Raw genomic sequence first — 25,616 nt, 5'->3', positions numbered from 1 at the left:
TAGCCTGGAGCGCCCGCGACTGCACCCCGTGCGCCTTCCTTTGGTCACCGAATCGGTGGCGGCCGGCTTCCCCTCCCCCGCCGATGACTACGTGGAGGCGGGCATCGACCTCAACGAGCACCTGATCGCCCGCCCCAGCAGCACCTTCTTCCTGCGCGTCAGCGGCGATTCGATGATCGGCGCCGGCATCCACCACGGCGACCTGCTGATCGTGGATCGCAGCCTGGAGCCGCGCCCCGGCCGCATCGTGGTGGCGGCGGTTGAGGGGGCCTTCACGCTCAAGCGTCTGGTGCGGCACCAGGGCCGCCTGCGGCTGGAGGCGGCCAACCCGGCCTATCCGCCCCTGGAGCTCAGCGATGCCGACGACACCCGCCTCTGGGGCGTGGCCATCCAGGTGATCCACCCGCTCTGATCCAGCCGCGCTGAACCCTCCGCCCTGCACAACCGATGGCGTTCGCCACCGTGCTGATCGACGGCAACAACTTCTACGCCTCCTGCGAGGCGGCCCTGGATCCCGCCTTGATCGGCCGGCCGCTGGTGGTGCTCTCCAACAACGACGGCTGCATCGTGGCCCGCAGCGCCGAGGCCCGCGCCCTCGGCATCGCCATGGGGGTGCCCTACTTCCAGGTGCGTCGCCAGCTGGAGCGCCAGGGGGTGGTGGTGCGCAGCTCCAACTACGCCCTCTACGCCGACATGAGCCAGCGGCTGATGGCCACCCTGGAGCCCTGGGTGGAGGAGCTGGAGGTCTATTCGATCGACGAGGCCTTCGGCCGGCTGCACCGCCCTGCTGGCGCTGGGCCCGGCAAGGGCTCCCGTGGCGGTGACCTCAGCGCCTGGGGCCTGGCGCTCCGCCGCCAGGTGCGGCGCCACCTGGGCCTGCCGGTGGCGGTGGGCATCGCCGGCAGCAAGACCCTGGCCAAGGTGGCCAACCGGCTGGCCAAGCAGAACCCGATCCAGCAGGGCGTGTTCGATCTGGGGGCCGTTCCCGATCCCGACCCCTGGCTGGAGCAGGTGCCGGTGGAAGAGGTCTGGGGCATCGGCCGCAAGCTCTCGCGCTGGTGCCGCCTGCGCGGCGTGGCCACGGCCCGCCAGCTGCGCGATCTGCCCAGCGGCGAGCTGCGGGCCCGCTGCGGCGTGGTGGGCCTGCGCCTGCAGCAGGACCTGCGCGGCCACAGCTGCCTGTTGCTGCAGAGCGTGGTGCCGGCCAAACAGGAAACCTGCGTGAGCCGCAGCTTCAGTGAGCCGGTCACCAGCCTGGCGGCCCTGCGCGAGGCGATCGCCACCTACCTCAGCCGCGCCGCCGAGAAGCTGCGCCGCCAGCGCCAGCGCACCGGCACGGTCACCGTGTTCGTGCGCAGCAGCCCCTTCAACGGCACGAGCCTCTACGCCAATGCCGCCACCACCACCCTGCCGCTGGCCAGCAACGACACGGCCGTGCTGCTCGCCGCCGCCCTGCCCCTGGCCGAACGCCTGTTCAAGCCCCACAAACCGCTGCAGAAGGCCGGCGTGCTGCTGCAGAACCTGCAGCCGGTGGAGCAGCTGCAGCACCACCTGCTGGTGCCGCTGCCGCCGGAGCAGCAGCAGCGGCGCGAGGCGTTGATGGCCACGATCGACGGCCTCAACCGCCGCTACGGCCGCGGCACCGTGCAGTGGGCCGCCTGCGGCCTGCGGCCCGCCTGGGCGATGAAGCGGGAGCGGCTCTCGCGCTCCGCCACCACCCGGCCGGCCGACCTGCCGGTGGTGTGGGCCGATTGACTTCAGCTCCGGTTGCGGGGTGGCACCGGCTGGCCGAGGCGCAGCTGCCGTCGCCAGCGGCCGGCCTGCAGCCAGGCGCCCGCCGCCAGGACGGCCACCAGCAGGGCAGCAGCCCCCGGGGCGCAGGCCCCCCACCAGGCGGCCGCAGCCAGGCCGAGCAGCACCAGCGCCGCTGCCCCCGGCTGGAGCTGGGCCAGGCGCCGGTCGGCCGTGCGGCAGCTGCGGCAGTGACGGGTGTGGCTGTCGTAGCGCTCCAGCAGGGGCGTTTCCCCCAGCCGCTCCGGCAGGGGCGCCTCCCCGAACGGACCGCCGCCGCTGCGGCCCACCCAGTCGTGCAGCGCCCGCACGTAGAGGTCGGAGCGGGTGGCCAGATAGCAGGCCTGGGCCAGGGCCGCGCCGCCCCCCCGGGCCTGCAGCACCCGCTCCTGCCAGTGCAGGAAGACTTGGTCGTCTTCGAGCACCACGTGGTTGCCCAGGTGCTGCAGCCACTCCGGCCGCAGCCCCAGCAGCCGGCGCGGCAGGGCCGATTCGAAGCGGAAGGGGAAGCGGGCGAACAGCCGGCATTCGCCCGGTCGGATCGGTGTGGCATACACCACCGTGAGGATGCGGGCGAAGCCCTTGGCGGTGAGGTCGTGCCACATCAGGCAGGGGGCCTGGAAGGTGGTGAACTGGGTGCCGAGCGTGCCTCGTCGCGGCCCCTCGGGCCACACGCCGGTGAAGCCCTCCGCTCCGCTGGTCTTCAGCTCCAGGTTCACCGGGCCGGCCGTCTCCCGCTTGCCCACCGTGGCGTGGTGGGTGAAGGGCACATGGCTCACGTCCAGCACGTTCTCCAGCAGGGTGAGGGCGTCGTAGGGGAGATCGCGGAAGGTGTCCTGTACCGACCACTGCTCCGGCTCCTCCTCCAGCAGTGGCAGCAGCGGCAAGGGCGCCGCGCTCGCCGCGGCGGGATCGCCGGCGAAAACGAACAGCAGCCCCTGCCCTGTGGCGGTGGCGTAGGCGCGGCAGCGGCTGCGGGGCGAGTCGATGGTGGTGCCGGGATCGGCCTGGGGAATCGCCGTGCAGTGCCCGTCGCCGTTGAAGCTCCAGCCGTGGTAAGGGCACTCCAGCTCGCCATCCCCGTTGAGGCGGCCCTGGGAGAGGGGCACCAGCCGGTGTGGACAGACATCGGCGAAGGCGCGCCATTGGTTGGCCTGCTGGTCCCACCAGAGCACCAGGTCGTCGCCGAGCAGGGTGAAGGGGGTGGGGCGGGCCTGCTCGAGGTCCTTGATGTAGGCCACCGGGTACCAGGCGCGGCGCCAGGGGGAGTCGGGGAGAGAGGGCATCACCGCGGGCGGTCTGGGTGCTGCCGATGCTGGCAGGACCGCAGGGGCCACCGCTCAGGCGGCGGCTGGCGCGGCGGCGAGGGTTTCGGCCAGGCCGGGGCAGCGTTGTCGGTCGAGGTGGCCGATGTGCTTCCGCTCGTTGTAATAGAGCTCCTGGAAGCGCAAAGCATCGCGGTTGAGATCGGCGAACAGGGCGTCGATGCGGGTTTCCATGTTCAGGTTCAGCGGCGCGGGGGCTTCGGTCGTTTCCTGCTCCAGCAGCAGGGCGATGCAGCGCTCCAGGGTTTCCAGCCGCTGGCCGCACCAGGCATCGAGCAAGTGGCGGCAGCGCTTGAGGCAGCGCTGCCGCTCCAGCACCGCCGCGGTGCCGCGCAGCTGCAGCAGGGGCGCCGAGAGGGTCATGGTCTGGAGCTCATTGGGCTCCAGCAGGGGGGTGAGGCGATCGAGCAACGCGCTCTGCTCCACCAGCAGTTGATCGGCCAGCAGCCGGGGCAGGTCGAGATCGGCCAGGTCATCGCCGGGATCCTCGCCCCGGTTGATCGCCTCCAGCCGGCCGACGCCGAGGTTGTCCTCCTCCCGTTCGCTGATTGCCGCCCAGAGCAGGCGGTGATGCTGCAGGGCGAAGTCGTCGAGTTCCCGCAGGCGCAGCTCCCGGCGGATCGCGCCGCGATGGCGGGCGGCGTGGAGATAGAGCCTCAGCAGCTCGGCTTCGGCCCGTTCGCGCAGGCCGATGTCACCGGGCTGCTCCCATTTCGTCGAGCGGCCGTGCCAGCGCTCGCCCTTCACCTGCTGGCGCAGGTCTTCCTCCAGTTTCTGGGCCAGGCGGGCCTGGCCGCCGGAGAGGCGCTCGGCCACCTGCTGCAGGTAATGGCTGCGGACGGCGCTCTGGGGCAGCTTGCCCAGCAGGGCCACCAGGGCCGAGACCGCCTGTTGGAACTGGTCGGAGCGGGCCAGATCCTTGCCTTCCAGCGCCTGCTCGATCTGCCAGTCGAGCCAGAGCGGCGCCCCCTCGAGCAGGGCACGGTACTCACCGGCCCCATGCTCTTTGAGGAAGTCGTCGGGGTCTTTGCCGGCGGGCAGGTGCAGCACCCGCAGCTCCAGCTGGCCCTGCAGCGCCAGCTGCTCCACTTCGCCGATCGCCCGCTGGGCGGCCCGCACGCCGGCGCCGTCGGTGTCGAAATTGAGGATCAGGCGGCGGCTGTCGCAGCAGCGGCAGAGCTGGGTGATCTGCTGGCTGCTCAGGGCCGTTCCCAGGGAGGCCACGGCGTTGGTGATGCCGGCGGCATGGAGGGCGATCACGTCGAAGTAGCCCTCCACCACCACCGCCTGGTCGCTGGTGCGGATGGCGGCAGTGGCGCGATCCAGGCCGAACAGGTGCTTGCCCTTCTCGAACACCTCCGTTTCCGGCGAGTTGAGGTATTTGGGTTCGCCGCCATCGAGGCTGCGGCCGCCGAAGCCGATCACCCGCCCCTGGCGGTCCTTGATCGGCACCATCACCCGGTGGCGGAAGCGGTCGTAGACCCCCTCGCCCCCTTTGCGGGCCACCACCAGCCCGGCCGCCTCGAGCAGCTGGGGGCTGAGGCCCTCCACCTGGCCAAGGTGCTGCAGCAGCCCCTCCCACTGGTCGGGGGCGTAGCCGAGCTCGAAGCTCTCCAGGGTGGTTTCACTGAGCCCCCGCTGCTCCTTCAGGTAGGCCAGGGCGCCGGCGCCGGCGGGGCTGCGCAGCTGGCTGCGGAACCAGCCCGAGGCCAAAGCCAGGGCGCGCAGCAGGGCCTCGCGGTGGGAGAGCTGACGGCGCAGCCGCTCCTGCTGGGGACCATCGAGGGTTTCGATCGGCAGCTGATACTTGCCGGCCAGCTCCAGCACCACCTCGCTGAAGCTGGTGCGCTGCAGCTCCATCAGGAACTTGATCGCGTTGCCGCCCGCCCCGCAGGAGAAGCAGTAGTAGAACTGCTTGGCGGGCGACACCGTCATCGACGGTGACTTGTCGTCGTGGAAGGGGCAGATCCCCACGAACTCGCGGCCCTTCTTCTTGAGCACCACGTGCTCGCCCACCACATCCACGATGTCCGCACGCTCCTTGACGGCCTCGATCGTGCGGGGGTGGAGGCGGGGTTGGAACTTGGGCTGGAGCGGTGGCTGGCTCAAGGATTGGCGCTATCGGTGGAGTCGATCCAGACTCCATTCTGCCGCAGTACACCATCTCTGGGGAGCGGCCGATCCGGATCCCGAGGCCTTAGCTGCTGTGCTGTGGATGCTGGCCAGCGCCCTGGCCTTCAGCCTGATGGGCGTCTGTGTCAAGGCGGTCGGCCCGCGGCTGCCGGTGAGCGAGCTGGTGCTGGCCCGTTCGGTGGTGAGCCTGGTGCTGAGCCTGGCCATGCTCAGGCAGGCCGGTCTCTCCCCCTGGGGCCAGCGCCAGGGGTTGCTGCTGGTGCGGGGTCTGCTGGGCAGTGTGGCGCTCTACTGCGTCTTTGCTGCCCTGACCCGGTTGCCCCTGGCGGCCGCCACGGTGATCCAGTACCTGCACCCCACCTTCACGGCGCTGCTGGCCTGGGCCTTGCTCGGTGAGCGGTTGTCCTGGCGGGTGCTGCTGGCGGCGGTGGTCGGCTGGATCGGCGTGCTGCTGCTCACCGACCCGGCCGGATTCGGCGCCCCGGGGGCGGGTCTGCCCTGGACAGGGGTGATGCTGGCGCTGGCGGGGTCGCTGCTCTCGGCCCTGGCCTATGTGAGTGTGCGGGCCCTGGGGCGCAGCGAGCATCCCCTGGTGATCGTGTTCTATTTCCCGCTGGTCGGGTTGGCGCTCAGCCTGCCCCTTGTGCTGCTGGATCCGGTGCTGCCCAACCGCGCCGAACTGGGCTGGCTGCTGGGGGTGGGGGTGCTGACCCAGCTGGGCCAGCTGGCCCTCACCCGGGGCCTGCTGGGGCTGCCGGCCGGCCGGGCCACCGCCGTGAGCTACGTGCAGGTGCCGCTCGCCGCCCTCTGGGGCCTGCTGTGGTTCGGCGAATCCCTCGATCCCGACATCCTGGCCGCCGCTGGACTGGTGCTGGGTGCCACCCTGCTCAGCCTGGGGCCTTGAGGGGCAGCGGATCGGTGACCCAGCCGGGGCTGCCGCCCTGGTCCCTGGGCCTGGCCAGCCGCCAGCTCTGGCCTTTCTCGCCCCGCTGCAGGAACAGCTCGAAGCCGCTGTCGACCCGGTAGGGGGCGTCCGCCAGCCGCCAGTCGAACTGGCCGGTGAGGTGCAGCCCCTTGCCCTCGCCGATCGACACGGCCTCCTGCCGCTCCACCCGCACCCGGCTCACCTGCGCCGGCCCGGGCGGCGGCAGCTCCAGCGCCCGGGCGATCGCTTGCTGGGTCAGGGCAATCTGCAGCTCCAGGGCATCGAGCAACACCTGGCGGGGTGGCTGGCCTTCGCCCTGGCAGCCCGTCAACCCCAGCAGCAACCCCAGCAGCAACACCAGCAGCACAGGCAGCAACACCCGCAGCGGCGCCGGCAGCGGCAGAACCCAGCGACTGGCGGGAACGGGCAGAGCGGGCAGCATGGGATGTCCTCGACACGTCCCCATGATCGGCTGGCTGCAGGGCACCGTGGCGGAGCAGTGGCAGCAGGGCAGTCGCTGCGGCCTGCTGCTCTCCTGCCAGGGGGTGGGCTATGAGGTGCAGCTCACCCGGGCCCACTTCGACGGGCTGCCGCCCGCCGGCAGCAGCCTGGTTCTGTACATCCACCAGGCGATCCGCGAAGACAGCTGGACCCTGTTTGGTTTCGGGGCGCGCCAGGAGCGCGACCTTTTCCGCCTGCTGGTGGCTGTCAGTGGCGTGGGCCCCCAGATGGCCCTGGCCCTGCTCGGGGCGATGCCCCTCGAGGAGTTGGTGCGGGGGATCGTGCAGGCCGATCTCCGGCTGCTTGCCCGGGCGCCCGGGGTTGGCAAGCGCACGGCCGAGCGGCTTTCGGTGGAGCTGCGCAACAAGCTGGCCGAGGCGTTCGACCCCGGTGCGCTGGCGATCGAAGACGAGGCTTCAGGATCCGAGCCCGGTGGCCCGCCGCCCGCCACCCGCGACGACGTCCAGATCACCCTGGCGGCCCTCGGTTACGAACCTCTTGAGATCAACCGGGCCCTGCGGGCGGTGGGTCGCCAGGGTCTGGAGCCGGAGCTCGGCCCCGATGCCTGGTTGCGGGAGAGTTTGCGCTGGTTGGCCCAGCAGGTCGCCTGAGGACCGCCGGGACGGTAGGTTGTCGGTTTGCACCGTCAGGGCTCAACGTCGGCATGCCGCTCAATACCACCAAAAAGCAGGAACTGATCAACAGCCACCAGACCCACGGCACTGACACCGGCTCCGTCGAGGTCCAGGTGGCGATGTTGAGCGAGCGGGTCGTGCAGCTCACCGGCCATTTGCAGCAGAACAAGCACGATTTCTCCTCTCGCCAGGGGTTGCTCAAGATGATCGGGCGCCGCAAGCGGCTGCTCGGCTATCTCCGCGCCCAGAGCGAGGAGCGCTACAGCCAGTTGATCGCCAAGCTCGGCATCCGGGGCTGAGCGATCGTCATGGCGGCCAAGCGCAAGCCCCTGCCGTTCAAGCCCGACAGACCTGCGGCCGCCAGGGCAGGGGGTGGTGCCAAGTCCCAGCCCAAAGCCAAACCGGCCAAGACCTCCGGCTCCCAGGTGATCCCGTCGGTGGTGGCCAACCGAATGGCCCGCCGCATCTCCATCGCCACCGGGGTGCCTTCTTTCCTTGGAATGGCGGTGTTCGTGGCCAGTTATCTGCTGGTGAGCCGCGATATCCTCCCCATCCCCACCGTGGTCACCCTGGCTGCCTCCGGCGGCTGTTTTTTGCTTGGCCTGCTCGGCCTGAGCTATGGCGTGCTCTCGGCCAGCTGGGAGGAAGCTCCCGGCAGCCGGTTGGGAACCGAGCAGATCGGCCTGAACCTGGGGCGGGTGAGCGCTTCGCTCAAGGCGATGCGGCAGGGGGGCAAGGCTTCAGGTTGAGCCGCCCCGCTCAGGCCAGCTGCAGCGGTGAGCGCAAGCGGGCTGTGAACGAGGCGGCGGTGAGGCTGGCCACGGCCGCTTCGCCATCGCGCACGCAGAACTGGTGGCCGAGGCGCACGTAGCAGGACTCATTGGCCTGGTGCACAAGGGCCACCACCGGCACCCGCACCCCCGCCTCCTCCTGCTCGGGCCGGTGGCGCACCAGGCACTCGCGCAATTGGTGCTGCACGGCGATGTCGGCCGCCTGCTCCGCCTGCAGCTCCACCATCAGGAAGCGCAGGTCATCAATGGCACGGCAGTCGTCGACGATCAGCTGCACCCGCTCGTCGCGACGATCCACCGACGCCCAGATCAGCAGCCGGGCATCGGGCATCAGGTGGTCGGCCAGGCGGGCGAAGGTTCTGGGGAACACCACGGCTTCAGCGCTGCCGCTGAGATCTTCGAGCTGCAGCACCGCCATCCGATCGCCCTTGCGGGTGGTGACGGGGCGCAGTTCCGCAACCATCGCCACCACGCTGACGCGGGCCTTGTCGGTCTGCTCCTGGAGGCTGGCCAGCCCGATCGGGGTGAGCAGGCGCATCGGCCGGGCCAGCTGCTTGAGCGGGTGGTCGGAGAGGTAGAAGCCCACCAGCTCCTTCTCCAGCTTCAGCTTCTCGTTGGGGGGGTAATCGGCCACCGGGGCGGCCTTCGGCGCCGTGGAGAGGTCACCCCGCAGTCCTGCCGGCTCCGGCGTGGTGCAGGCATCCGTGTTGCCAAACAGATCGAACAGGGTGCCCTGGCCGCTGGCCCGATCCTTGGCGCGGGAGCCGGCCCAATCCAGCACCAGATCCAGATCCGCCATCAGCTGGGCCCTGTTTCCCGCCGGCTCCAGGCCATCGAGGGCACCGCAGTGGATCAGCGATTCCAACGCCCGGCGGTTCATCAGGTTCGTGGGGATGCGGTCGCAGAGGTCGGCCAGGGAGGCGAAGGGGCCATCTGTGAGGCGGGCCTCCAGCAGCTGACGGATCGCCCCTTCGCCGAGGTTGCGCACCGCCGAGAGGCCGAAGAGGATGCGATCGCCGGTTGGGGTGAAGTCGATGCCGGAGGCATTCAGATCGGGGGGCATCACCTCGATGCCCATCGCCTGGCAGTTGGCGATGTACCGCTGCACCTTGTCGGTGGCGGAGGCATTCACCGTGAGCAGGGCGGCCATGTAGGCCACCGGGTAGTGGGCCTTGAGGTAGGCGGTTTGATAGGTCACCGCTCCATAGGCCGTGGAGTGGCTCTTGTTGAAGCAGTATTCGGCGAACAGCACCATCTGCACGAACAGGGCTTCGGCCACCGCCCCGTCGACGCCCCGTGCCGTGGCGCCCTCCACGAACTGGCTGCGGTGCTTCTGCATCTCCGACACCTTCTTCTTGCCCATCGCCCGCCGCAGCAGATCGGCTTCGCCGAGGGAATAGCCGGCCAGATCCTGGGCGATCCGCATGATCTGCTCCTGGTAGACCATGATCCCGTAGGTTTCCCTGAGGATCGGCTCCAGGGCCGGGCAGGCGAAATCGATTGCCTCGCGGCCGTGTTTGCGGTTGATGAACTTGGGGATCAGGCCGGCATCGAGCGGACCTGGCCGGTACAGCGCCAGGATCGAGGAGATGTCCTCGAGCGAGGAGGGTTTGAGGTCGCGCACGATCTGGCGCATGCCACTCGATTCCAGCTGGAAGATGCCTTCAAGATCGCCGCGGGCCAGCAGGTCGTAGGTGCCGGGGTCATCGGCCGGCAGCGCATCCGGGTCGAGGCGTTCACCACTGCTGCGCTCCACCAGATCGATCGTCTTGTCGATCATGGTGAGGTTCTTGAGGCCCAGAAAATCCATCTTCAGCAGGCCCATCGCCTCCACGTCCTCCATGAAGTACTGGGTGATCACCTGGCCGTCGTTGTTGCGTTGCAGCGGCACCAGCTGATCGAGCGGTTCGGCGGCGATCACCACGCCGGCGGCATGGACGCCGAAGGTTTTGTTGGTGCCCTCGATCCGCCGCGCCATGTCGACCCAGCGGCGCACGGTCGGGTCCTTTTCGTACTTCTCGCGGAACTCCGGCGCCGGTGAATCGGGCCCGATCATCTCGGCCAGCTTGGCGGGTTTGCCCCGCACAACGGGAATCAGCTTGGCCAGCCGGTCGGCGTCGCCGTAGGGGATGTCGAGCACCCGGGCCACATCCTTGAGCACCGCCTTCGAGGTCATGCGGTTGAAGGTGATGATCTGGGCCACCTTGTCTTCGCCGTAGCGCTGGGTGACGTAGTCGATCACCTCGCCGCGGCGCTCGATGCAGAAATCGGTGTCGATGTCCGGCATCGACTTGCGTTCGGGGTTGAGGAAGCGCTCGAACAGCAGGCCGTGCACCACTGGGTCGATGGTGGTGATCCCCAGGGCGTAGGCCACCAGCGAACCGGCTGCTGACCCCCGACCGGGGCCCACCGGGATGCCGCTCTCCCGGGCGAACCTGATGTAATCCCACACCACCAGGAAGTAGGTGGGGAAGCCCATCTGCTCCATCACCTGGAGCTCGAAGGCAAGCCGCTCGCCATAGAGGGGATCGATCGGATCATCGACGGCAAGCCGGAGCCGCTCGCGCAGCCCCTGCTCGGCCACAGCCGTGAGATAGCTCACCGCCGTGTGCCCATCCGGGATCGGGAAGCGCGGCATCTGCTGTCGCCCGAGGATGTCGTAGGCCTCCACCTTTTCGGCCACCCGGGCGGTGTTGGCGATCGCCCGGGCGGTCACGTCGGGCTCCAGATGGTCGGCGAACAGCCGCCCCATCTGCGCTTCGCTCTTGATGTATTCGGTGCCCGTGTAGCGCAGGCGCTTCTCGTCGGTGACGAGTTTGCCGGTGAGCACGCAGAGCAGGGCGTCGTGGGCCTCCACATCGGCGCTGCTGAGGTAGTGGGCGTCGTTGGTGGCGATCAGCTCGATGCCCAGCTCAGCGGCGATCCGTACGATCTCCCCGTTGACGATCCGGTCTTCCGGTGAGCCGTGGTCCTGGATCTCCAGGTAGAAATCGGCGCCGAAAAGGCCCTGGTAGAAGCGGGCCACGTCGCGGGCCACATCGGGGCGGCCCTTGAGGATCGCCTGGGGAATCTCGCCGCCCAGGCAGGCCGTGGCCACGATCAGGCCCTCGCTGTGCTGCGCCAGCAGTTGCTTGTCGATGCAGGCGCGGGAGAAGATGCCCCGGCCGCGCATGCCCCGCAGGTGGCTGATGCTGGTGAGCTTGACCAGGTTGCGGTAGCCGGTGGCGTTCTTGGCCAGCACCACCAGGTGGTAACGGCGTTCCTTCTTCGGCTGCGGATCCTCGATCGAGCCGTTGATCACATACATCTCGTTGCCGATGATCGGCTTGATGCCCGCCTTCGTGCAGAGCTTCAGCAGCTCGATGGCGCCATACATCACACCGTGGTCGGTGAGGGCCAGGGCCGGCATGCCCAGCTCCACGGCCCGCTCCACCATCTGCGGCAACTGGCTCGCCCCATCCAGCAGGCTGTAGTCGCTGTGGTTGTGGAGGGGGACGAAAGCCATGGCGTCGAGGGGCATCACCACCACAGGATGCGCCCAGCCTACCGGCGAACCACCAGATCTGGTGCTTGGTGCCCTTCCATCACCCGCGCCGCCTGCTCGTAGTGGTGGGCCACCTGCAGCAGGCGCGGCTCCTCGAGCACGCCGGTGATCAGCTGCAGGCCGATCGGCAAGCCCGCCGCATCGAAGCCGCAGGGCAGGCTGATCGCCGGCAGCCCGGCCAGGTTGGCCGGAATCGTCAGCAGGTCGGCCAGATACATGGCCAGGGGGTCATCGCTGTGGGCGCCGAAGCGGAACGCCGTGGTTGGGCAGGTGGGGGCGAGCAGCACGTCGACGCCCTCGAAAGCCCGGTCGAAGTCACGGCGGATCAGGGTGCGCACCTGCTGGGCCTTCTTGTAGAAGGCGTCGACGTAGCCCGCCGAGAGGGCATAGGTGCCGATCAGGATGCGGCGCTGCACCTCCGCGCCGAAGCCTTCGGTGCGGCTGCGGGCAGTCATCTCGGCGAGGCTGCCGGCCTGCTCGGAGCGGTGGCCGTACTTCACGCCGTCGTAGCGGGCCAGGTTGGCTGACGCCTCCGACGGGGCGATCACGTAGTAGGTGGCGATCCCGTCGTTGAAGCGGGGGCAGCTCACGTCCACCAGCTCGCAGCCGAGGGCCTGCAGCTGGTCGGCGGCGGCCATCACGGCGGCGGCCACCTCCGGCGCCAGGCCGTCCTGGTCGAAGCATTCCCGGATCAGCCCCACCCGCAGGCCGGCCACCGGCTGCTGGAGGGCGGCGGCGTAGTCGGGCACGGCAGCCTGGAGGCAGGTGCCGTCGCGGGGGTCTTCGCCAGCGATCACCTGGAGCACTTCAGCCGCATCAGCCACGGTGGTGGCAAACGGGCCCACCTGATCGAGGGAGCTGGCGAAGGCCACCAGCCCCCAGCGGCTGACCCGGCCGTAGGTGGGTTTCAGCCCCACAACACCACAGAAGGAGGCGGGCTGGCGGATCGAGCCGCCCGTGTCAGAGCCGAGGGCGGCCATGCATTCGCCAGCGGCCACGGCGGCGGAGCTGCCGCCTGAGCTGCCGCCTGGCACCCGTTCCGGGTCCCAGGGGTTGCGGCTGGGCCCGAAGGCGGAGGTTTCCGTCGAGCTGCCCATGGCGAACTCGTCGAGATTGGTCTTGCCGATCAGCACCGCCCCCGCCTGCCAGAGGCGCTCGGTGACGGTGGATTCGTAGGGCGGCAGGAAGTGCTCCAGCATCCGGCTGGAGCAGGTGGTGGCGATGCCCTTGGTGCAGAGGTTGTCCTTGATGGCCAGGGGGACGCCGGCCAGGGGGGGCAGTGGCTCGCCGGCGGCCAGGGCCGCATCGATCCGATCGGCATCGGCCCGGGCCCGCTCGGTGGTGACCTCCAGAAAGGCATGGACGCTGGGATCAACGGCCGCGATGCGGGCGAGATGGTGATCGGTGAGTTCACGGGCCGAGAGCTCGCCTCGCTTCAGTTGCTCCCGCCACTCGGCGATCCCCATGGCGTTCTGCAGGCAATGGGGCGACGCTATCAGCCAGGCCCGAGCTCTTCGGTGAGTGGCTCGCTGCGGCGCAACCGCAGCACCTCGTGGCGGATGGAGCCCGGAGCTTCGGCCTGCAGGTCGGCGAGAAAGGCCGGCAGCTTCGTCTCCAGTTCGTGGCGCCGCAGGAAGGGGCCGAACCAGTAGATGACGTCAGGGGAGGCGGTCTGGACCTTCGCCCACCAGGCCAGGCCCAGACCATTGGCCAGGCTGCGGAGGGGCTGAAGGAGCGGGTTCATGGGGACCGTTCGATTCAGCCCATTGTGCCCTTGCCGCCCCAGCCCGGGGGTCGGCTGGGGTCATTCAGAGCTGGATGTCGCCTTGAAACGCGCACGGAAGCTCCGGGGCCCCGGCTTGTTCCCCATCGGCGAGGTCTCCCGGTTCGCCGAGGCTGGAGTCCGGCCCGCTTTCGAGATCGATGACGGGAGAGTGGGGAACGGAAGCGAGGTCGTCCTCGGTGTCCATCGCCAGGCTGGATTCGGCGTTGATCGGCGCTTCGATGGAGGGCTCCAGCTCCACCGCCAGCTCGGGCTCCAGCTCCAGCTCGGGCCCAGTCGAGGCGGCCTGGCTCGGTAGCTGGGGCCGCACGATCCGGGGCGCCGGAGAGGTTCCCATGATTGTCTTCATCCAGCCGCGGCGGGCCACCTCGTAGAGCAGCAGGGCGGTGGCCACCGAAGCGTTGAGGCTCGGGGTGGCTCCCCGCAGGGGGATGCGGATCAGCTGGTCGCAGTGCTTGCGGGTGAGCATCGAAAGCCCCTGGGATTCCGAGCCCGTCACCACCACCAGGGGACCATCGAGATCAGCCTCGATCAGGCTGACCGTGCCCTCTTCGGCCAGACCGACGATGCGGTAGCCCTCGTCCTTGAGCTGCTCCAGCGAACGGTTGAGGTTCACCACCTTGGCGACGGGCAGGTGCTCCAGGGCCCCGGCGGCCACCTTGGCAACCGATCCGGTCAGCCCGGCATTGCGTCGCTGGGGCAGCACAAGCCCGTGGGCCCCGAGCGCCTCGGCGCTGCGAACGATCGCGCCGAGGTTGTGGGGATCGGTGAGGCCGTCCACCGCCATCAGCAGGGGTGGTTCCCCGATTCCCCGGCAACCCTCGATCAGGCTGGCGAGATCCAGGGTGTCGGCAGCGGCTGCCTGCAGCACGATGCCCTGGTGCACGGCGCCGCCGGTGAGCTGGCCCAGTCGCGCCCAGCTCACCTCTTCGACCAGCACCCCACCCGCCTTCGCTTCGCGCAGCAACTGCAGGAACCGGGGGGCGAAACGCAGCTCCGGGGTGCACCAGATGCGGTGGATGGGCCGGTCGCTCTCCAGAGCGGCCTGGGCCGAATGGCGGCCCCAGATCATGTCCTCGGCCGGCTCGGCGCCGAACCGTTCGGATTCACCGGTGGGTTCGACGGCATCCTCCCGCTCCCGGACCTGGTCGGCCGGCCTCTCCCGGAGGTTGGCGCCCGGTGCGCTCGGGCGCCGATCGGCGAAGCGGGATTTCTCGTAGGCCGGCTTGCTGAAGGAGGGCTTTCTCGCGAACGATGGCTTGCCGAAGGCCGGTTTGCCGAAGGCTGGCTTGCCGAAGGCGGGCCGATCACGGTCACCACCCGAAGTCCTGGATCCGAAAGCTGCTCTGGCGCCAAAGGCCGGTTTGCCAAACGAGGGCTTGCCGTAGGCGGGTTTGGCCCCGGCGGGCCTTCCGCCCGGTTCGATCCGGCGCGCGCCAGGCCTGGCTGGAATCACGCGGGCGGGGCGGCCGTCGCCACTGGGCCGCTTGAAGTTCTCACGCCGATCGCCGGGCCGGGGCCCCCTGCGGCTCTCGGCCCCTTCACGGCCTTCGCGTCCCTCCCTTCCCTCGCGGCCTTCGCGATCCGGAGCCCCGCCCCGCCAGTCGGGCCTTGGACCGCTGAAGCGTGCTGGTTTGCCCCCACGGGCCCCGGGGCCTGGCCGGTCGTCGCCGCCCTCTGACCCCCTCGGCCTGCGGCGCTCAAATCGTTGGGTCATGGAAGATCAGGCAAAGGGTCGGGTCCGGGCTGTTCAAGATGATCCAGCAGCTGAGCGAGCCGTCCGGGGTTCCGCAGAAAGAGCCAGCCCACCATTGTCTCAAATCCCGTGGCCTGGCCATAGGTCGCCGCGTTGCCGCGGCGGGGTCCCCGGCCAGCCCGGTTGCGTCCCCGCCGCACCCAGTCCCGCTCCTGGTCGGTGAGCAGGGGATCCAGCCGGGCAAGGGCCTCGGCCTGGGCCCCGGCGCGCACCTCCTCCACGACGGCCCGGTGCAGGGCATCGCTGCGCCCCGGCTCCCGGCAGTGGCGCAGGCGCTGGTGCAGTTCCCAGACCGCATCCCCGAGCCAGGCCAGCTGCAGGGGGCCCAGTTCGGCTGCTTGAAGGCCCGCGCCCTGAGGCAGCCAGTTGGAACAGGCTGATCGCTCCTCCCGGTTCAGGTGCCGGCCAGGGGGCTCATCTGGCAGCCGATCAGGCGGTGGCGAGGGCACGAAGGGCCGCGTTCAGGTCGCTCTGGAGGTGGAGGAACTCCTCGAGCCTCACGAGCTTCACGGTCTGGACGACCCGGGCATTGCCCACCACCAGGAACCGGATGCCGGCGTCGCTGCAGAGCTTGGCGAGTTGCACCAACACCCCCAGGCCGGAGGAGTCGATGAAATCGATGTGGGTCAAATCGAGCACAAGGGGCAGGGTGCTGGTGCCCTGGTGCAGGAGGACGAATTCCTTGAACTGTTTGTCCGAGTAGGCATCCAGTTGGCCTGTGAAGCTGAACAGCAGACAGAGGGCCTGCCGCTCAAAACCACCCCGCAGGGACACGGTCAAACGCTGCAGTTCAGGAATCTCCCCAGGCCTCGATGCGAAACGGCGATCGAAGTGTAGAGAGTGAACGGAAAAGGGGAATCAAGACCACACACAATCGGAACGATTCAGGGGCTGCGCCGTTCGGCCATCAAGGTGACGAAACGGCCGAAGTGGTGGTCGGCATCGTGGGGGCCCGGACTGGCTTCCGGGTGGTACTGCACCCCGAAGACCGGCTGGTGGCGGTGGCGCAGGGCCGCCACTGTGCCGTCATTGAGGTTGTGGTGGGTCACGGTGACTTGATCTTGGGGCAGGGAGGCGGCCTCGAGGGCGAAGCCGTGGTTCTGGCTGGTGATCTCCACGATCCCCTTGCCGCCGCAGGGATGGTTCAGGCCCCGATGGCCGAAGGTCAGCTTGTAGGTGGTTCCGCCCAGGGCCAGCCCCAGGATCTGATGGCCGAGACAGATGCCGAACAGGGGCAGGGTTGGCTGGCCAAGCAGGCCCTGCGCCAGGCGGATGCCGGCCTGAACCGCGGCCGGATCGCCCGGGCCGTTCGAGAGAAAGACACCCTCGGGATCGAGCGCCAGCACCTGATCGATCGTGCTGTCGGCCGGCAGCACCTGCACCTGGCACCCGTGGGCGGCCAGGCGCTCGAGGATGGCTCGCTTGATGCCGAAATCGATCGCCACGACCCGGTAGGGCCGAGCTGGCCTGGCCTGCAGGCGCTGGTCGAAGTCGGCCCGGCAGAGCTTCTCCCACCGGTAGGCCTGCCTGGTGCTGACCTGCTCCGCCAGGTTCAATCCTTCCATGGAGGGGCTGCTGCGGACGCGCTCCAGCAGGTTGTGGGGATCGCTGCCATCACTGCTGATCGCCCCGTTGATGGCGCCGCCCTCCCGCAGCCGTCGCACCAGGGCACGGGTGTCGACCCCTTCGATCCCCACGACGCCATGGCGGGCGAGCCAGGGGGCCAGGCTTTCGGTGCAGCGCCAGTTGCTGGGGAGGGGGGCCAGCTGGCGGGCGATCACCCCCCGCACCTGGGGGCCGTCGGCCTCCTGATCCTCGGGGTTGATGCCGGTGTTGCCCAGCTCCGGATAGGTGAAGGTGACCAGCTGACCGGCGTAGCTGGGGTCGGTGATCACTTCCTGATACCCGGTCATGCCGGTGTTGAACACCACCTCGCCGATCGCGGTGCCCTTCGCTCCGAAGGCCCTGCCGCGCAGGACGGTGCCATCGGCCAGGACAAGCAGGGCCTCGCCGGTGACGGGGGGGGGAGCAACGGTCAAGGGGGCCAGGCTTGTGGTTTCGATCATCCCGCAGCAGCCACCTCGGGCAAGGGATCCAGGGCCTGGCGCAGGGACAGCAACCGCTGCCAGCCGGCCCCGGCGGCCAGGCTGGCGCGGGCCAGATCCAGGCCCTCCTGCAGCGAAGGGGCGCGACCGGCGGCCCACAGCACCATGGCCGTGTTCAGGGCCACCACATCCCGTTGCGGGGCACTGCCGCCACCGCGCAGCACGGTTTCGAGAATGTGTCGGTTGGTCTCGAGATCACCGCCGGCCAGGGCCTCCAGCGGGGCAAACTCGAGGCCCATCGCCGCCGGGTCGATCAGCTGGCGACGAATCGCCCCCTGCTCCACCAGCCGCAGCTCGCTGGCACCAGAGAGGGAGGCCTCGTCGAGGCCGCCGTGGCCGTGGACGACGACGGCCCGCTCCAGCCCCAGGTGAACCAGGGCCTCGGCCATCGGCTCGAGCAGCTCGGGGCGGGCGACTCCCACCACCTGGGCTTCGGGCCGCAGGGGGTTGACCAGGGGTCCGAGCAGGTTGAACACCGTGCGAATGCCCAGGCATCGACGCAGCGGCGCCAGGCCGACCAGGGCCGGATGCCAGCCGGGGGCGAACAGGAAGGTGACGCCACTGCCGGGCAGGGCGCCGACCACGGTTTCGGCGGGAGCCTGGAGGTTGAGGCCGAGGGCTTCGAGCACATCGGCGGAGCCCACCTTGCCGCTGGCGCTGCGGTTGCCGTGCTTGGCGACGCTGGCACCGCAGGCGGCGGCCACGAATGCCACGGCGGTGGAGATGTTGAAGCTGCCGGCGCCATCGCCGCCCGTCCCGCAGGTGTCCACCAGCAGGAGGGGGGGGCGCTCACAGGGCAGGACAACGGCGTTGCGCAGCACCCGGGCCATGGCTGCCAGCTCGGTGCCACTGACCCCCTTGGCCCGTAGGGCGGCCAGCAGGGCACCGGTGAGTTCCGGTTCGATCTGTCCATCGAGCCAGCCCTGCATCAAGGCGGTGGCTTCGCCCTCCCCCAGGCCAACCCCTTCCAGCAGGGCGTCGAGCAGGCCAGGCCAGGCGGTCGTTGGGGCCATCGATCGGCGTTCAGGAGCCCGAGCGTAGACAGCCGCAGCGGGCTGGCGGCCAAAAAAAAGCCCGGGTGCAAGGCACGCCGGGCCGGGTGATGGGGACGCCTCCACTATCACCCGGGAACGGGGAATCTGACCAATACCAGAGCGGCTCAGGGGCTGTCCTGGGCGGCCGTATCGAAACCGCTGCCGACCGCTTCGGCTCCGGCCGCCATGCCGGGGCGGTGACCGGCGGCCCAGATCGCCCGGGTGCGCTGATGCAACTGCTCCAGGTTCAGGCCCCAGTGGCTCAGGCTCTTGGCCAGATCCCGCTGCAGATCGTCGGCACCGGGAAAGCCCTCGTAGCGCATCAGCAGCCGGGCCAGATCCACCAGATCACCCTCAGCGGGCCGCTCCAGCGCCAGCAGCCGGTCCACCACGCTCCGGTCCGTGTCGTAGAGCGGATGGGCCTGGGGTTCCCCTTGGTCGCGGTCGGTCATCGAATCCCCGGCAAAGGCAGGCGGCCGCCGACTCTCGCACCGGTGGCTGGATTCGTAGGTTGGGGTCCCTTGCCCCGTTCCATGGCCGCCATCCGCCCCGGCCTGCTCTGGAAGTACCTACGCCCCCACCGCAAGGTGCTGCTCCAGGGGGCCGCGGCGCTGCTGGTGGTGAACCTGCTCAGTGTCACCATCCCGCTGATGGTCCGCGGCGTGATCGATGACCTTCACGACGGCTTCGCCATCTCGGCCGTGCTGCGTCAGGCCGGCTGGATCGTTGTGCTGGCCTCCTTGATGGGGGTGGCCCGGCTGGTTTCGCGGATGCTGGTGTTCGGGGTCGGCCGACAGGTGGAAGCCAGCCTGCGCCAGCAGGTGTTCGAGCACATGCTCCGCCAGGAACCTGGCTGGGTGCAGACCACCGGAAGCGGCGATGTGATCAGCCGCTCCACCAGCGATGTGGAGAACGTGAGGCGGCTGCTCGGTTTCGCCATGCTCAGCCTCACCAACACCGCCCTGGCCTATGCCCTCACGGTGCCGGCGATGCTGATGATCGACCCCCTGCTCACCCTGGCGGCCCTCGGCCTCTACCCGGGAATGCTGATGGTGGTCCGCCTGTTCGGGGGCCGCATGATGCGCCAGCAACGGCGCCAGCAGGAATCCCTGGCCAGCCTCAGCGACCTGATCCAGGAGGACCTCTCCGGCATCAGCGCCATCAAGATCTACGGCCAGGAACACACCGAGCAGGAGGCCTTTGCCCGGCGCAACCGCCACTACCGCGATTCAGCCCTCTCCCTGGCTCGCACCCGCAGCACCCTGTTTCCGCTGCTGGAGGGGATCTCCTCGATCAGCCTGCTGCTGCTGCTGGCCTTCGGCAGCGGCCAGCTCGAGAGCGGCCGCCTGAGCATCGGCAACCTGGTGGCCCTGATCCTCTTCGTGGAGCGACTGGTGTTCCCCACGGCCCTGCTCGGTTTCACCCTCAACACCTTCCAGACCGGCCAGGTGAGCCTGGAGCGGGTGGAGGAGCTCCTCTCCAGGCAGCCCCGGGTGGTCTCGCCCGTCCGGCCCGAACCGGCGGCGGTCGGGGGGCGGGGTGCCGTTGAGGCCCGGGGCCTCAGCGTTCGCTACGACGGCGCCCAGCGGGAGGCCCTCAGCGATGTGAGCTTTCGGATCCATCCCGGTGAACTGGTGGCCGTGGTGGGGCCGGTGGGATCCGGCAAGACCACCCTGGCCAGGGCTCTCGGTCGCATGGTGGAGGTGCCTGAGCGCACCCTGTTCCTTGACGGGGTCGATGTCACCGCCCTGGCCCTCGAGGCCCTGCGCCGCCAGGTGGCGCTTGTGCCTCAGGAGGGCTACCTGTTCACCGCCACCCTGGCCGACAACCTGCGCTACGGGGTCCCCGAGGCCCCTTTGCCCCTGGTGGAGGAGGCGGCGCGGCAGGCCCGACTGGAAGGCGACATTCGCGGTTTCCCCGACGGCTATCAGACCCTGGTGGGGGAGCGGGGCATCACCCTCAGCGGCGGGCAGCGACAGCGGGCCGCCCTCGGCCGTGCCCTGATGGTGGAGGCCCCCTTGCTCGTGCTCGACGATGCCCTGGCCAGCGTGGACAACAACACCGCCGCCGCGATCCTGGACTCGATCCGGGAGCAGCAGGGCCGAACGATCCTGATGATCAGCCACCAGCTCTCGGCGGCGGCGGCCTGTGACCGGGTGCTGGTGCTCGACGATGGCCGGCTGGTGCAGCAGGGTCGCCATCAGGACCTGCTGAAGGTGCCGGGTACCTACCGGCGGCTGTGGGAGCGGCAGCAGGCGGAGGAGCAATTGCAGCTGGCCTGAAGCAGCAGGCCCAAATCAGCATGCCCGAATCAAACGAGTTGTTGATTCCGGCCCCCACGCGCCGGTTTCTCGTCTTAGCTGGGGATACCCAGTGCGCTCGCCATGGAGCCCGCCAAGGCCTACAAATTGCGCTGCACGCTCACCTTCGGTGACATCTACGGCCAGGTGCTGATCTGGATGGTGGTGATCTTCGTGAGCCTGGCCGCCGGCCTTGCTCTGATGGGCTCGAGCAAACCGTTGTTCGCCCTGGTTGGTGTGGGCATGATCCTGGTGCTCTCCCTGCCGTTCCTGCTGTTCGCCTTCACGACCACCCTGCTGAACCACATCGCCCTGGAGCCTTCAGCGCCGCTCGAAACCCCCGCCTAGGCTGGCAGGAGCGGCATTCGATCGGTGTTCGGTCTCTTCGGTTCAACGGCGAGCAGCCCCAAGCAGAGGATCGTGACCGCGGCTGAGGCCTTGCCGGGCCGCACCAAGCCGATTGCCACCGGCTCCCGCCATGTGGTGCTCGGTACCGACATACAGGCCCCGCTCCAGGAGGGCCAGGAGGCGGCCATCTTCGGCTGCGGTTGCTTCTGGGGCGCGGAAAAGGGTTTCTGGCGCCTGCCTGGAGTGGTGACCACGGCGGTGGGCTATGCCGCAGGGCACACCCTCAATCCCACCTACGAGGAGGTTTGCTCGGGGCGCACAGGCCACACGGAGGTGGTGCGGGTTGTCTGGAACACCACCCAGGTGGGATTCAGCGATCTGCTCAAGCTGTTCTGGGAATGCCATGACCCCACCCAGGGGCTGGCCCAGGGCCATGACACCGGCAGCCAGTACCGCTCGGCGATCGTGGCGAGCGACCTGGCTCAGTTCGCTCTCGCCGAAGCCAGCCGCTCCCATTACCAGGGGCAGCTGGAGGCCGCCGGTTTCGGTCCCATCACCACGGAGATCACCGTGGGCCAGCCGTTCTACTTTGCCGAAACACCCCACCAGCAGTACCTGGCCCGCCCCGGCAGCCGTCCCTACTGCTCCGCCCGTCCCAGCGGCGTCAGGCTCACCCCCTTCCCCGGCAGCGCCTTCCTCCTGCCGAGTGAGGTCTGGAATCAGTACGACTGGTCGGTGCAGCACTGTGTGCTGCGCAGTTCCAATGAGCCGATCCGCCTCTGATGCCCCCTCCAGAACGATGAAACCCTGGTTGTTGGCGCCCTGGTCCATCCTGATCGTCTTGACCGGCTCGGCCCTGTTGGCTGGGCGGCCGGCTCAAACCATGGGCTCGCCCTGGTGGGAGAACTACGACACCCGCGAAAGCTTTCTCTGCCGTGACAACAACAAGGTGGTGCTGGAGCGCAACGATGCCCAGGCCGCCCTGATCTCCGGCCGCTCAAGCACCACCCTGTTTCGCGAACCCTCCGACCTGCCTGGCCTCCGCTACGGCAATGACGCCCTGCGGCTGATCCTCAGGGGTGATGAACTCACCCTGGAGCGGCTGCCCCAGCGGGTTCTTTGCCTGCGCACGGATCAGGTTTGAACGGCATGGGACCCCTCCCCGATCGCACCGCCCTCCTGGCCATCGCCGTCACCTTCGGGCTGGTGTTCGCCCTGGTCTTCTGGTATGCCCGCTTGAATGGGCCGGTGGAAACGCCTTTCCTGTGGAAGGAGTCCCCCGCTCTGGAGGCTCCCCGGCCGCCGGCACCGCAACCAAAGGGCACCCTGCTCTGAGCCGCCTTGGATCCTCCCCCCGGCCCAGAGGCCAAACGCCACCTTCACCCCTTGCCGAAAGGCTTGGTCGAGTTCTACGGCCTGCTGGCCGTGTTGTTCGTGCTGGTGCCGGAGTGGATGGCGGATGGGGCCCTGCAGGGCTGGCCTGGCCAGCGGCGGGGCGATTCGATGCCCGTGAGCGCCAGTGCCTGGCGGCGTCAGCCCGAACTTCGCCTGGCGGGCCTGAACCTGGCTGACCTGCGCCTGCTGGCCTGTCGCCTGCGGCTGTGCGGCTATGCCGGCCTCAGCCGGGAGCGCCTCACCGCCCGGATCCTGAAGCGGCTCAAACGCAGCCGTCGCTGGGAGGAATGGCTGCCGCGGGAGCTGTGATAGCTTCCCTTTTGACGGGGCGTAGCGCAGCTTGGTAGCGCACCACTTTGGGGTAGTGGGGGTCGTGGGTTCAAATCCCGCCGCTCCGATGTCAACGGGTTCACTCCAGCTTTTTCCCCATTCAGCCCCGCTTCGTCGGGGCTTTTTGCTGTGCTGCCCTGTGCTTCTGTCCTCAGGCCAGGGGGCAGCAGGAGGGAGACGCGATCGGTCCGATGCTGATCGTGTAATCCATCGTCGAGCCCACACCGGTGCCTCGGTAGCTGCCCACCACCGGAGCGGCCAGCCGGTGGTCGGGCGCGGAGGCGAGGGCGACGTGCCCATCGGCGACGGCGAGGCCGAGGCTCGGGTCGTAGCCCCGCCAGCCGCCCCCGGGCAGGTACACCTCAGCCCAGGCGTGAAGCTCCTGTTCGGTGACCTCCGGCGGATGGTGGATCGAATACCCACTCACGAACCGGGCGGCCAGCCCCTGGCTGCGGCAGGCTGCCACGAACAGCATGGCCGTGTCGCGGCAGGCGCCGGTTCGGCTCTCGAGGGTGTTCTCCGGCGTCTGGGGGTCTCCATCCATCCGGCCGATGTGGTGGAAGCTGGCATGGATCTGATCGCACAGATGGATCAGGAAGGTGGTGGTGGAGCGATCCACCGTGGCGGCCAGGCCCTCGGCCCAGGCCGCCACGGTGGGGCTGGCGTGATCAGGCCGTGCTGGAGCCAGCGAAGCGGCCAGGGCCGGGGCGTAGGCCAGCGGTAGCCGCTGGGCCCGGGGGTCGGTGAAAATCCAGTCGAAGGGGTTCTCCCGCAGGGTGCGCACCTCCGACTCCACTGTGAGCTCCAGGTTGTCGCGTTCCTCGCTGAACCAGAGCACGGCGGCCTCGTTGCCATCGGGCTCGATGGTCCACGCTGTCCCGGTCGGTGCGGCCGTCACCCGCAGGGAATGGCGCAGCCTCTGCTGGGTGGCGTCCTGCCGGGGGGAGAGCCGCACGGTCATCGGCTCCAGGAACACCGGCCGGTCGTAGCGGAACCGCAGGGTGTGGTGGATCCGGAGCAACATCACTGTCATGGCGGCCGTTGCGAAAAGGCCAGCTGTGCGGCCATCCTGATCCCCTGGCCCTGCTGGGGCGATTCAGGGCTCAGGCCCAACCCTTCTCGGCGCGGAAGCGGCGCACCACCTCCGCCACCGCCTGGCCCTGCCCATCCACCGCGGCATTCAGCCGGCGCATCTCGACTTCGCTGACCTGGCCGGCAAGGGCTTCGATCACCGGTACCAGCTTGGGTAATCGACGCAGCACGGCGCCATTGAACACCGGCACGGCTTGGTAGGGGGGGAAGTAGTGACGGTCATCGGCGAGGGACCTCAGGGCCAGGGTCTCGATCAGGCCATTGGTGGAATCTCCGGCGATCAGGTCGACCCGTCCTTCGGCCAGGGCCCGGTAGGTGATGCCCAGATCCATGGCCAGGGGCGGCTCCTTGAAGCGCAGACCGTAAACCTGGGCCAGCCCGGCATAGCCATCGGGGCGGTTCAGAAATTCAAAACCGAAGCCCGCCCGCCATTGCGGCGCGTGGGGCGCCAGCTGGGAGAGGCGGGTCAACCCGTTCGCCTCGGCCTGGGCGGCGCGAACCAGGATCGCGAAGCTGTTCTGAAAGCCCAGGGATGGAAACATCTCCAGATCGAACCGCTGCCGGTACAGCGCCCGGGCCCGCTCGAACACCGCCCCGGCCCTCTCCAATCCCGGCTTGGATTGCAAGGGCGCCTGGTTGAGAACCGAAGCCCAGGCAGTGCCGGTGTACTCCACATAGCCGGCAATCTGGCCGGAGCGCACCGCCTGCTGGCAGATCTGGGTGCCGCCGAGGCCAAAGTCCCGCCGCACCGCCAGGTTGGTGCCCGCTTCGATCTGCTGGGCCAGCAACTCCCCCAGCACCAGCTGTTCCGTGAAGGCCTTCGAGCCGATCGCCACCGTCGTCGTGGCCGCCGGCCCACTCAGCCACAGCCCTGCCGAGAGGGTCAGGCCCAGGGCTAGCCCGATGGCCAGCCTGCGGCGGCTGGCGAGCGCCCAATCGGCCAGCAGGGCCATCAGGGCGGCCGGCACTGCCCCCAGCAGGATCAGCCGGTTGTCGACCGTGGCGATGCCGCGGAACAAGAACACCCCCAGCCCTCCGGCCCCGATCGCTGCGGCGATCGTCGCCACCGCGATCGTGAGCACCGTGGCCACCCGCACCCCGGCCATCACCACCGGCAGGGCGACCGGCACCTCCACATGCCACAGCCGCTGCGCCGGGGTGAGTCCGAGGGCCATCGCCGCTTCCCTCAATCCCACCGGCACCTGGGTCAGCCCCGTGACCACGCCCTGCACCAGGGGCAGCAGCGCATAGAGGGTGAGGGCCACGATCGCTGGCCGTGCCCCCAGGCCGCCCACCAGCGGCACCGAGATCAGCACCCCGAAGATGGCCAGGCTCGGGATTGTCTGGATGGCACTCACCACGGCGAGCACGGGGCCGGCCCAGCGGGGGCTGCGGCTGATCCAGAGGCCCAGGGGCAGGCTGATCGCCAGGGCCAGGGCCATTGAGATCGTCACCAGCAGGCCATGCTCCAGGCAACGGCGCAGCAACTCCTCTCTGATGGCGGCGCCTGGATCCATGGCCCCCAGCCGGCTGCGAAGGGTGCTGCTCATTCGAGCACCCCGGCCATCCCGGACCACGCGTTCTGTGCTGCGCATTCAGGCACGGGCTGATTCAATGACCTTTTGTCAAGGGACCCACACAGCGCAGCCGCCATCGTCCAAGGTTTCCTTGCTCCTTTCTTCCGGACCCCGGAGACCCCTGATGTTCGACGCCTTCACCAAGGTCGTTGCCCAGGCTGATGCCCGCGGCGAATTCCTCAGCTCATCCCAGATCGATGCCCTGGCTTCGGTCGTTGCGGACAGCAACAAGCGCATGGATGCCGTCAACC

The 25,616-nt window shown here is 69.2% G+C and carries 26 protein-coding genes, 1 tRNA gene and 1 pseudogene; 14 read left to right on the top strand and 14 right to left on the bottom strand.

Annotated features, from left to right (window positions below; genetic code table 11):
• Positions 1-28: 28 nt before the first annotated feature.
• Both KBY66_RS06000 and KBY66_RS05995 read left to right on the top strand, forming a co-directional pair.
• The gene (locus tag KBY66_RS06000; RefSeq protein ID WP_399224960.1) at positions 29-412 is read left to right on the top strand and encodes a LexA family protein; all 384 of its coding nucleotides are present in this window, start codon (positions 29-31) and stop codon (positions 410-412) included.
• A 35-nt stretch (positions 413-447) separates the two neighbouring features.
• Complete coding sequence (locus tag KBY66_RS05995; RefSeq protein WP_255088347.1) at positions 448-1,755, top strand: Y-family DNA polymerase; 1,308 nt, start codon at positions 448-450, stop codon at positions 1,753-1,755.
• Positions 1,756-1,757: 2 nt separating this feature from the next.
• On the opposite strand, the gene KBY66_RS05990 is transcribed toward KBY66_RS05995, so the two are convergent.
• Together KBY66_RS05990 and dnaG are read right to left on the bottom strand one after the other, a co-directional pair.
• Positions 1,758-3,077, bottom strand: a complete 1,320-nt coding sequence (locus tag KBY66_RS05990; RefSeq protein WP_255088346.1) for a Rieske 2Fe-2S domain-containing protein — start codon at positions 3,075-3,077, stop codon at positions 1,758-1,760.
• Positions 3,078-3,131: 54 nt separating this feature from the next.
• Positions 3,132-5,225, bottom strand: coding sequence for a DNA primase (gene dnaG / locus KBY66_RS05985; protein WP_255088345.1), 2,094 nt, complete (start codon positions 5,223-5,225; stop codon positions 3,132-3,134).
• A gap of 106 nt (positions 5,226-5,331) precedes the next feature.
• Between dnaG and KBY66_RS05980 the strand changes: the two genes are divergently transcribed.
• Positions 5,332-6,153 (top strand): DMT family transporter, encoded by an 822-nt coding sequence (locus KBY66_RS05980; RefSeq protein WP_255088344.1) that lies wholly within the window; start codon positions 5,332-5,334, stop codon positions 6,151-6,153.
• Here the strand turns inward: KBY66_RS05980 and KBY66_RS05975 are convergent.
• Positions 6,137-6,616, bottom strand: coding sequence for a hypothetical protein (locus tag KBY66_RS05975; protein WP_255088343.1), 480 nt, complete (start codon positions 6,614-6,616; stop codon positions 6,137-6,139). The two genes, KBY66_RS05980 and KBY66_RS05975, sit on opposite strands and share 17 nt — an antisense overlap.
• A 22-nt stretch (positions 6,617-6,638) precedes the next feature.
• On the opposite strand from KBY66_RS05975, the gene ruvA reads away from it, so the two are divergent.
• From ruvA to KBY66_RS05960, 3 genes are read left to right on the top strand one after another with little or no spacing between them, the layout of a single operon-like run.
• Positions 6,639-7,286: a Holliday junction branch migration protein RuvA gene (gene ruvA, locus KBY66_RS05970; RefSeq protein WP_255088342.1), complete on the top strand. Its 648-nt coding sequence runs from the start codon at positions 6,639-6,641 to the stop codon at positions 7,284-7,286.
• 53 nt (positions 7,287-7,339) lie between these two features.
• Complete coding sequence (gene rpsO / locus KBY66_RS05965; protein WP_255088341.1) at positions 7,340-7,609, top strand: 30S ribosomal protein S15; 270 nt, start codon at positions 7,340-7,342, stop codon at positions 7,607-7,609.
• A 9-nt stretch (positions 7,610-7,618) separates the two neighbouring features.
• Positions 7,619-8,059 carry a PAM68 family protein gene (locus tag KBY66_RS05960; protein ID WP_255088340.1) on the top strand — a complete coding sequence of 147 codons (441 nt, stop codon included), beginning with the start codon at positions 7,619-7,621 and terminating at the stop codon, positions 8,057-8,059.
• A 10-nt stretch (positions 8,060-8,069) separates the two neighbouring features.
• Here the strand turns inward: KBY66_RS05960 and KBY66_RS05955 are convergent, their stop codons facing one another.
• The 9 genes from KBY66_RS05955 to KBY66_RS05915 all read right to left on the bottom strand — a co-directional run bounded on the left by KBY66_RS05955 (position 8,070) and on the right by KBY66_RS05915 (position 18,775).
• Positions 8,070-11,606 (bottom strand): DNA polymerase III subunit alpha, encoded by a 3,537-nt coding sequence (locus KBY66_RS05955; RefSeq protein WP_255088339.1) that lies wholly within the window; start codon positions 11,604-11,606, stop codon positions 8,070-8,072.
• A gap of 38 nt (positions 11,607-11,644) precedes the next feature.
• Positions 11,645-13,111, bottom strand: coding sequence for an Asp-tRNA(Asn)/Glu-tRNA(Gln) amidotransferase subunit GatA (gatA, locus tag KBY66_RS05950; protein WP_255088338.1), 1,467 nt, complete (start codon positions 13,109-13,111; stop codon positions 11,645-11,647).
• Positions 13,112-13,140: 29 nt separating this feature from the next.
• The gene (locus tag KBY66_RS05945; protein WP_255088337.1) at positions 13,141-13,389 is read right to left on the bottom strand and encodes a DUF1816 domain-containing protein; all 249 of its coding nucleotides are present in this window, start codon (positions 13,387-13,389) and stop codon (positions 13,141-13,143) included.
• A 64-nt stretch (positions 13,390-13,453) separates the two neighbouring features.
• Complete coding sequence (gene rlmB / locus KBY66_RS05940) at positions 13,454-15,145, bottom strand: 23S rRNA (guanosine(2251)-2'-O)-methyltransferase RlmB (protein ID WP_255088336.1); 1,692 nt, start codon at positions 15,143-15,145, stop codon at positions 13,454-13,456.
• Entirely contained in the window at positions 15,142-15,546 is a 405-nt protein-coding gene (locus KBY66_RS05935) for a ribonuclease III domain-containing protein (protein WP_255088442.1), read from the bottom strand. Before KBY66_RS05935 ends, rlmB begins: the two co-directional genes overlap by 4 nt.
• A gap of 67 nt (positions 15,547-15,613) precedes the next feature.
• Positions 15,614-15,964, bottom strand: a complete 351-nt coding sequence (locus KBY66_RS05930) for an STAS domain-containing protein (protein ID WP_255088335.1) — start codon at positions 15,962-15,964, stop codon at positions 15,614-15,616.
• 104 nt (positions 15,965-16,068) lie between these two features.
• The gene (gene carA / locus KBY66_RS05925; protein WP_255088334.1) at positions 16,069-17,250 is read right to left on the bottom strand and encodes a glutamine-hydrolyzing carbamoyl-phosphate synthase small subunit; all 1,182 of its coding nucleotides are present in this window, start codon (positions 17,248-17,250) and stop codon (positions 16,069-16,071) included.
• Positions 17,247-18,302, bottom strand: coding sequence for an anthranilate phosphoribosyltransferase (gene trpD / locus KBY66_RS05920; protein ID WP_255088333.1), 1,056 nt, complete (start codon positions 18,300-18,302; stop codon positions 17,247-17,249). Before trpD ends, carA begins: the two co-directional genes overlap by 4 nt.
• A gap of 146 nt (positions 18,303-18,448) precedes the next feature.
• A complete protein-coding gene (locus tag KBY66_RS05915; RefSeq protein WP_255088332.1) occupies positions 18,449-18,775 on the bottom strand; it encodes a DUF3288 family protein in 327 nt (108 codons plus the stop codon).
• Between the two features lie 81 nt (positions 18,776-18,856).
• Between KBY66_RS05915 and KBY66_RS05910 the strand changes: the two genes are divergently transcribed.
• The 7 genes from KBY66_RS05910 to KBY66_RS05880 all read left to right on the top strand — a co-directional run bounded on the left by KBY66_RS05910 (position 18,857) and on the right by KBY66_RS05880 (position 22,764).
• Positions 18,857-20,605, top strand: a complete 1,749-nt coding sequence (locus tag KBY66_RS05910) for an ABC transporter ATP-binding protein (protein ID WP_255088331.1) — start codon at positions 18,857-18,859, stop codon at positions 20,603-20,605.
• A gap of 102 nt (positions 20,606-20,707) precedes the next feature.
• Positions 20,708-20,971: a hypothetical protein gene (locus KBY66_RS05905; RefSeq protein ID WP_255088330.1), complete on the top strand. Its 264-nt coding sequence runs from the start codon at positions 20,708-20,710 to the stop codon at positions 20,969-20,971.
• Between the two features lie 72 nt (positions 20,972-21,043).
• Entirely contained in the window at positions 21,044-21,754 is a 711-nt protein-coding gene (msrA, locus tag KBY66_RS05900) for a peptide-methionine (S)-S-oxide reductase MsrA (protein WP_255088329.1), read from the top strand.
• 31 nt (positions 21,755-21,785) lie between these two features.
• Positions 21,786-22,115 carry a hypothetical protein gene (locus KBY66_RS05895; RefSeq protein WP_255088327.1) on the top strand — a complete coding sequence of 110 codons (330 nt, stop codon included), beginning with the start codon at positions 21,786-21,788 and terminating at the stop codon, positions 22,113-22,115.
• Positions 22,116-22,120: 5 nt separating this feature from the next.
• Positions 22,121-22,306 (top strand): hypothetical protein, encoded by a 186-nt coding sequence (locus KBY66_RS05890; RefSeq protein WP_255088326.1) that lies wholly within the window; start codon positions 22,121-22,123, stop codon positions 22,304-22,306.
• 6 nt (positions 22,307-22,312) lie between these two features.
• Positions 22,313-22,675, top strand: a complete 363-nt coding sequence (locus tag KBY66_RS05885; protein ID WP_255088325.1) for a hypothetical protein — start codon at positions 22,313-22,315, stop codon at positions 22,673-22,675.
• A gap of 15 nt (positions 22,676-22,690) precedes the next feature.
• Positions 22,691-22,764 (top strand) — tRNA-Pro (locus KBY66_RS05880).
• A gap of 83 nt (positions 22,765-22,847) precedes the next feature.
• On the opposite strand, the gene KBY66_RS05875 is transcribed toward KBY66_RS05880, so the two are convergent.
• On the bottom strand, positions 22,848-23,729 hold the full coding sequence (locus KBY66_RS05875; RefSeq protein ID WP_255088324.1) for a transglutaminase family protein: 882 nt from the start codon (positions 23,727-23,729) through the stop codon (positions 22,848-22,850).
• 70 nt (positions 23,730-23,799) lie between these two features.
• The gene (locus KBY66_RS05870; protein ID WP_255088323.1) at positions 23,800-25,338 is read right to left on the bottom strand and encodes an ABC transporter permease/substrate-binding protein; all 1,539 of its coding nucleotides are present in this window, start codon (positions 25,336-25,338) and stop codon (positions 23,800-23,802) included.
• A gap of 151 nt (positions 25,339-25,489) precedes the next feature.
• On the opposite strand from KBY66_RS05870, the pseudogene KBY66_RS05865 reads away from it, so the two are divergent.
• Positions 25,490-25,616: pseudogene (locus tag KBY66_RS05865) on the top strand (phycocyanin subunit beta); the annotation flags it as partial.

This window comes from Synechococcus sp. Tobar12-5m-g, from assembly GCF_024345415.1.
GTDB lineage: Bacteria > Cyanobacteriota > Cyanobacteriia > PCC-6307 > Cyanobiaceae > Regnicoccus.
The sequence above is the reverse complement of the archived record's forward strand: the minus strand, read 5'-3'. Positions and strand labels throughout refer to the sequence as shown.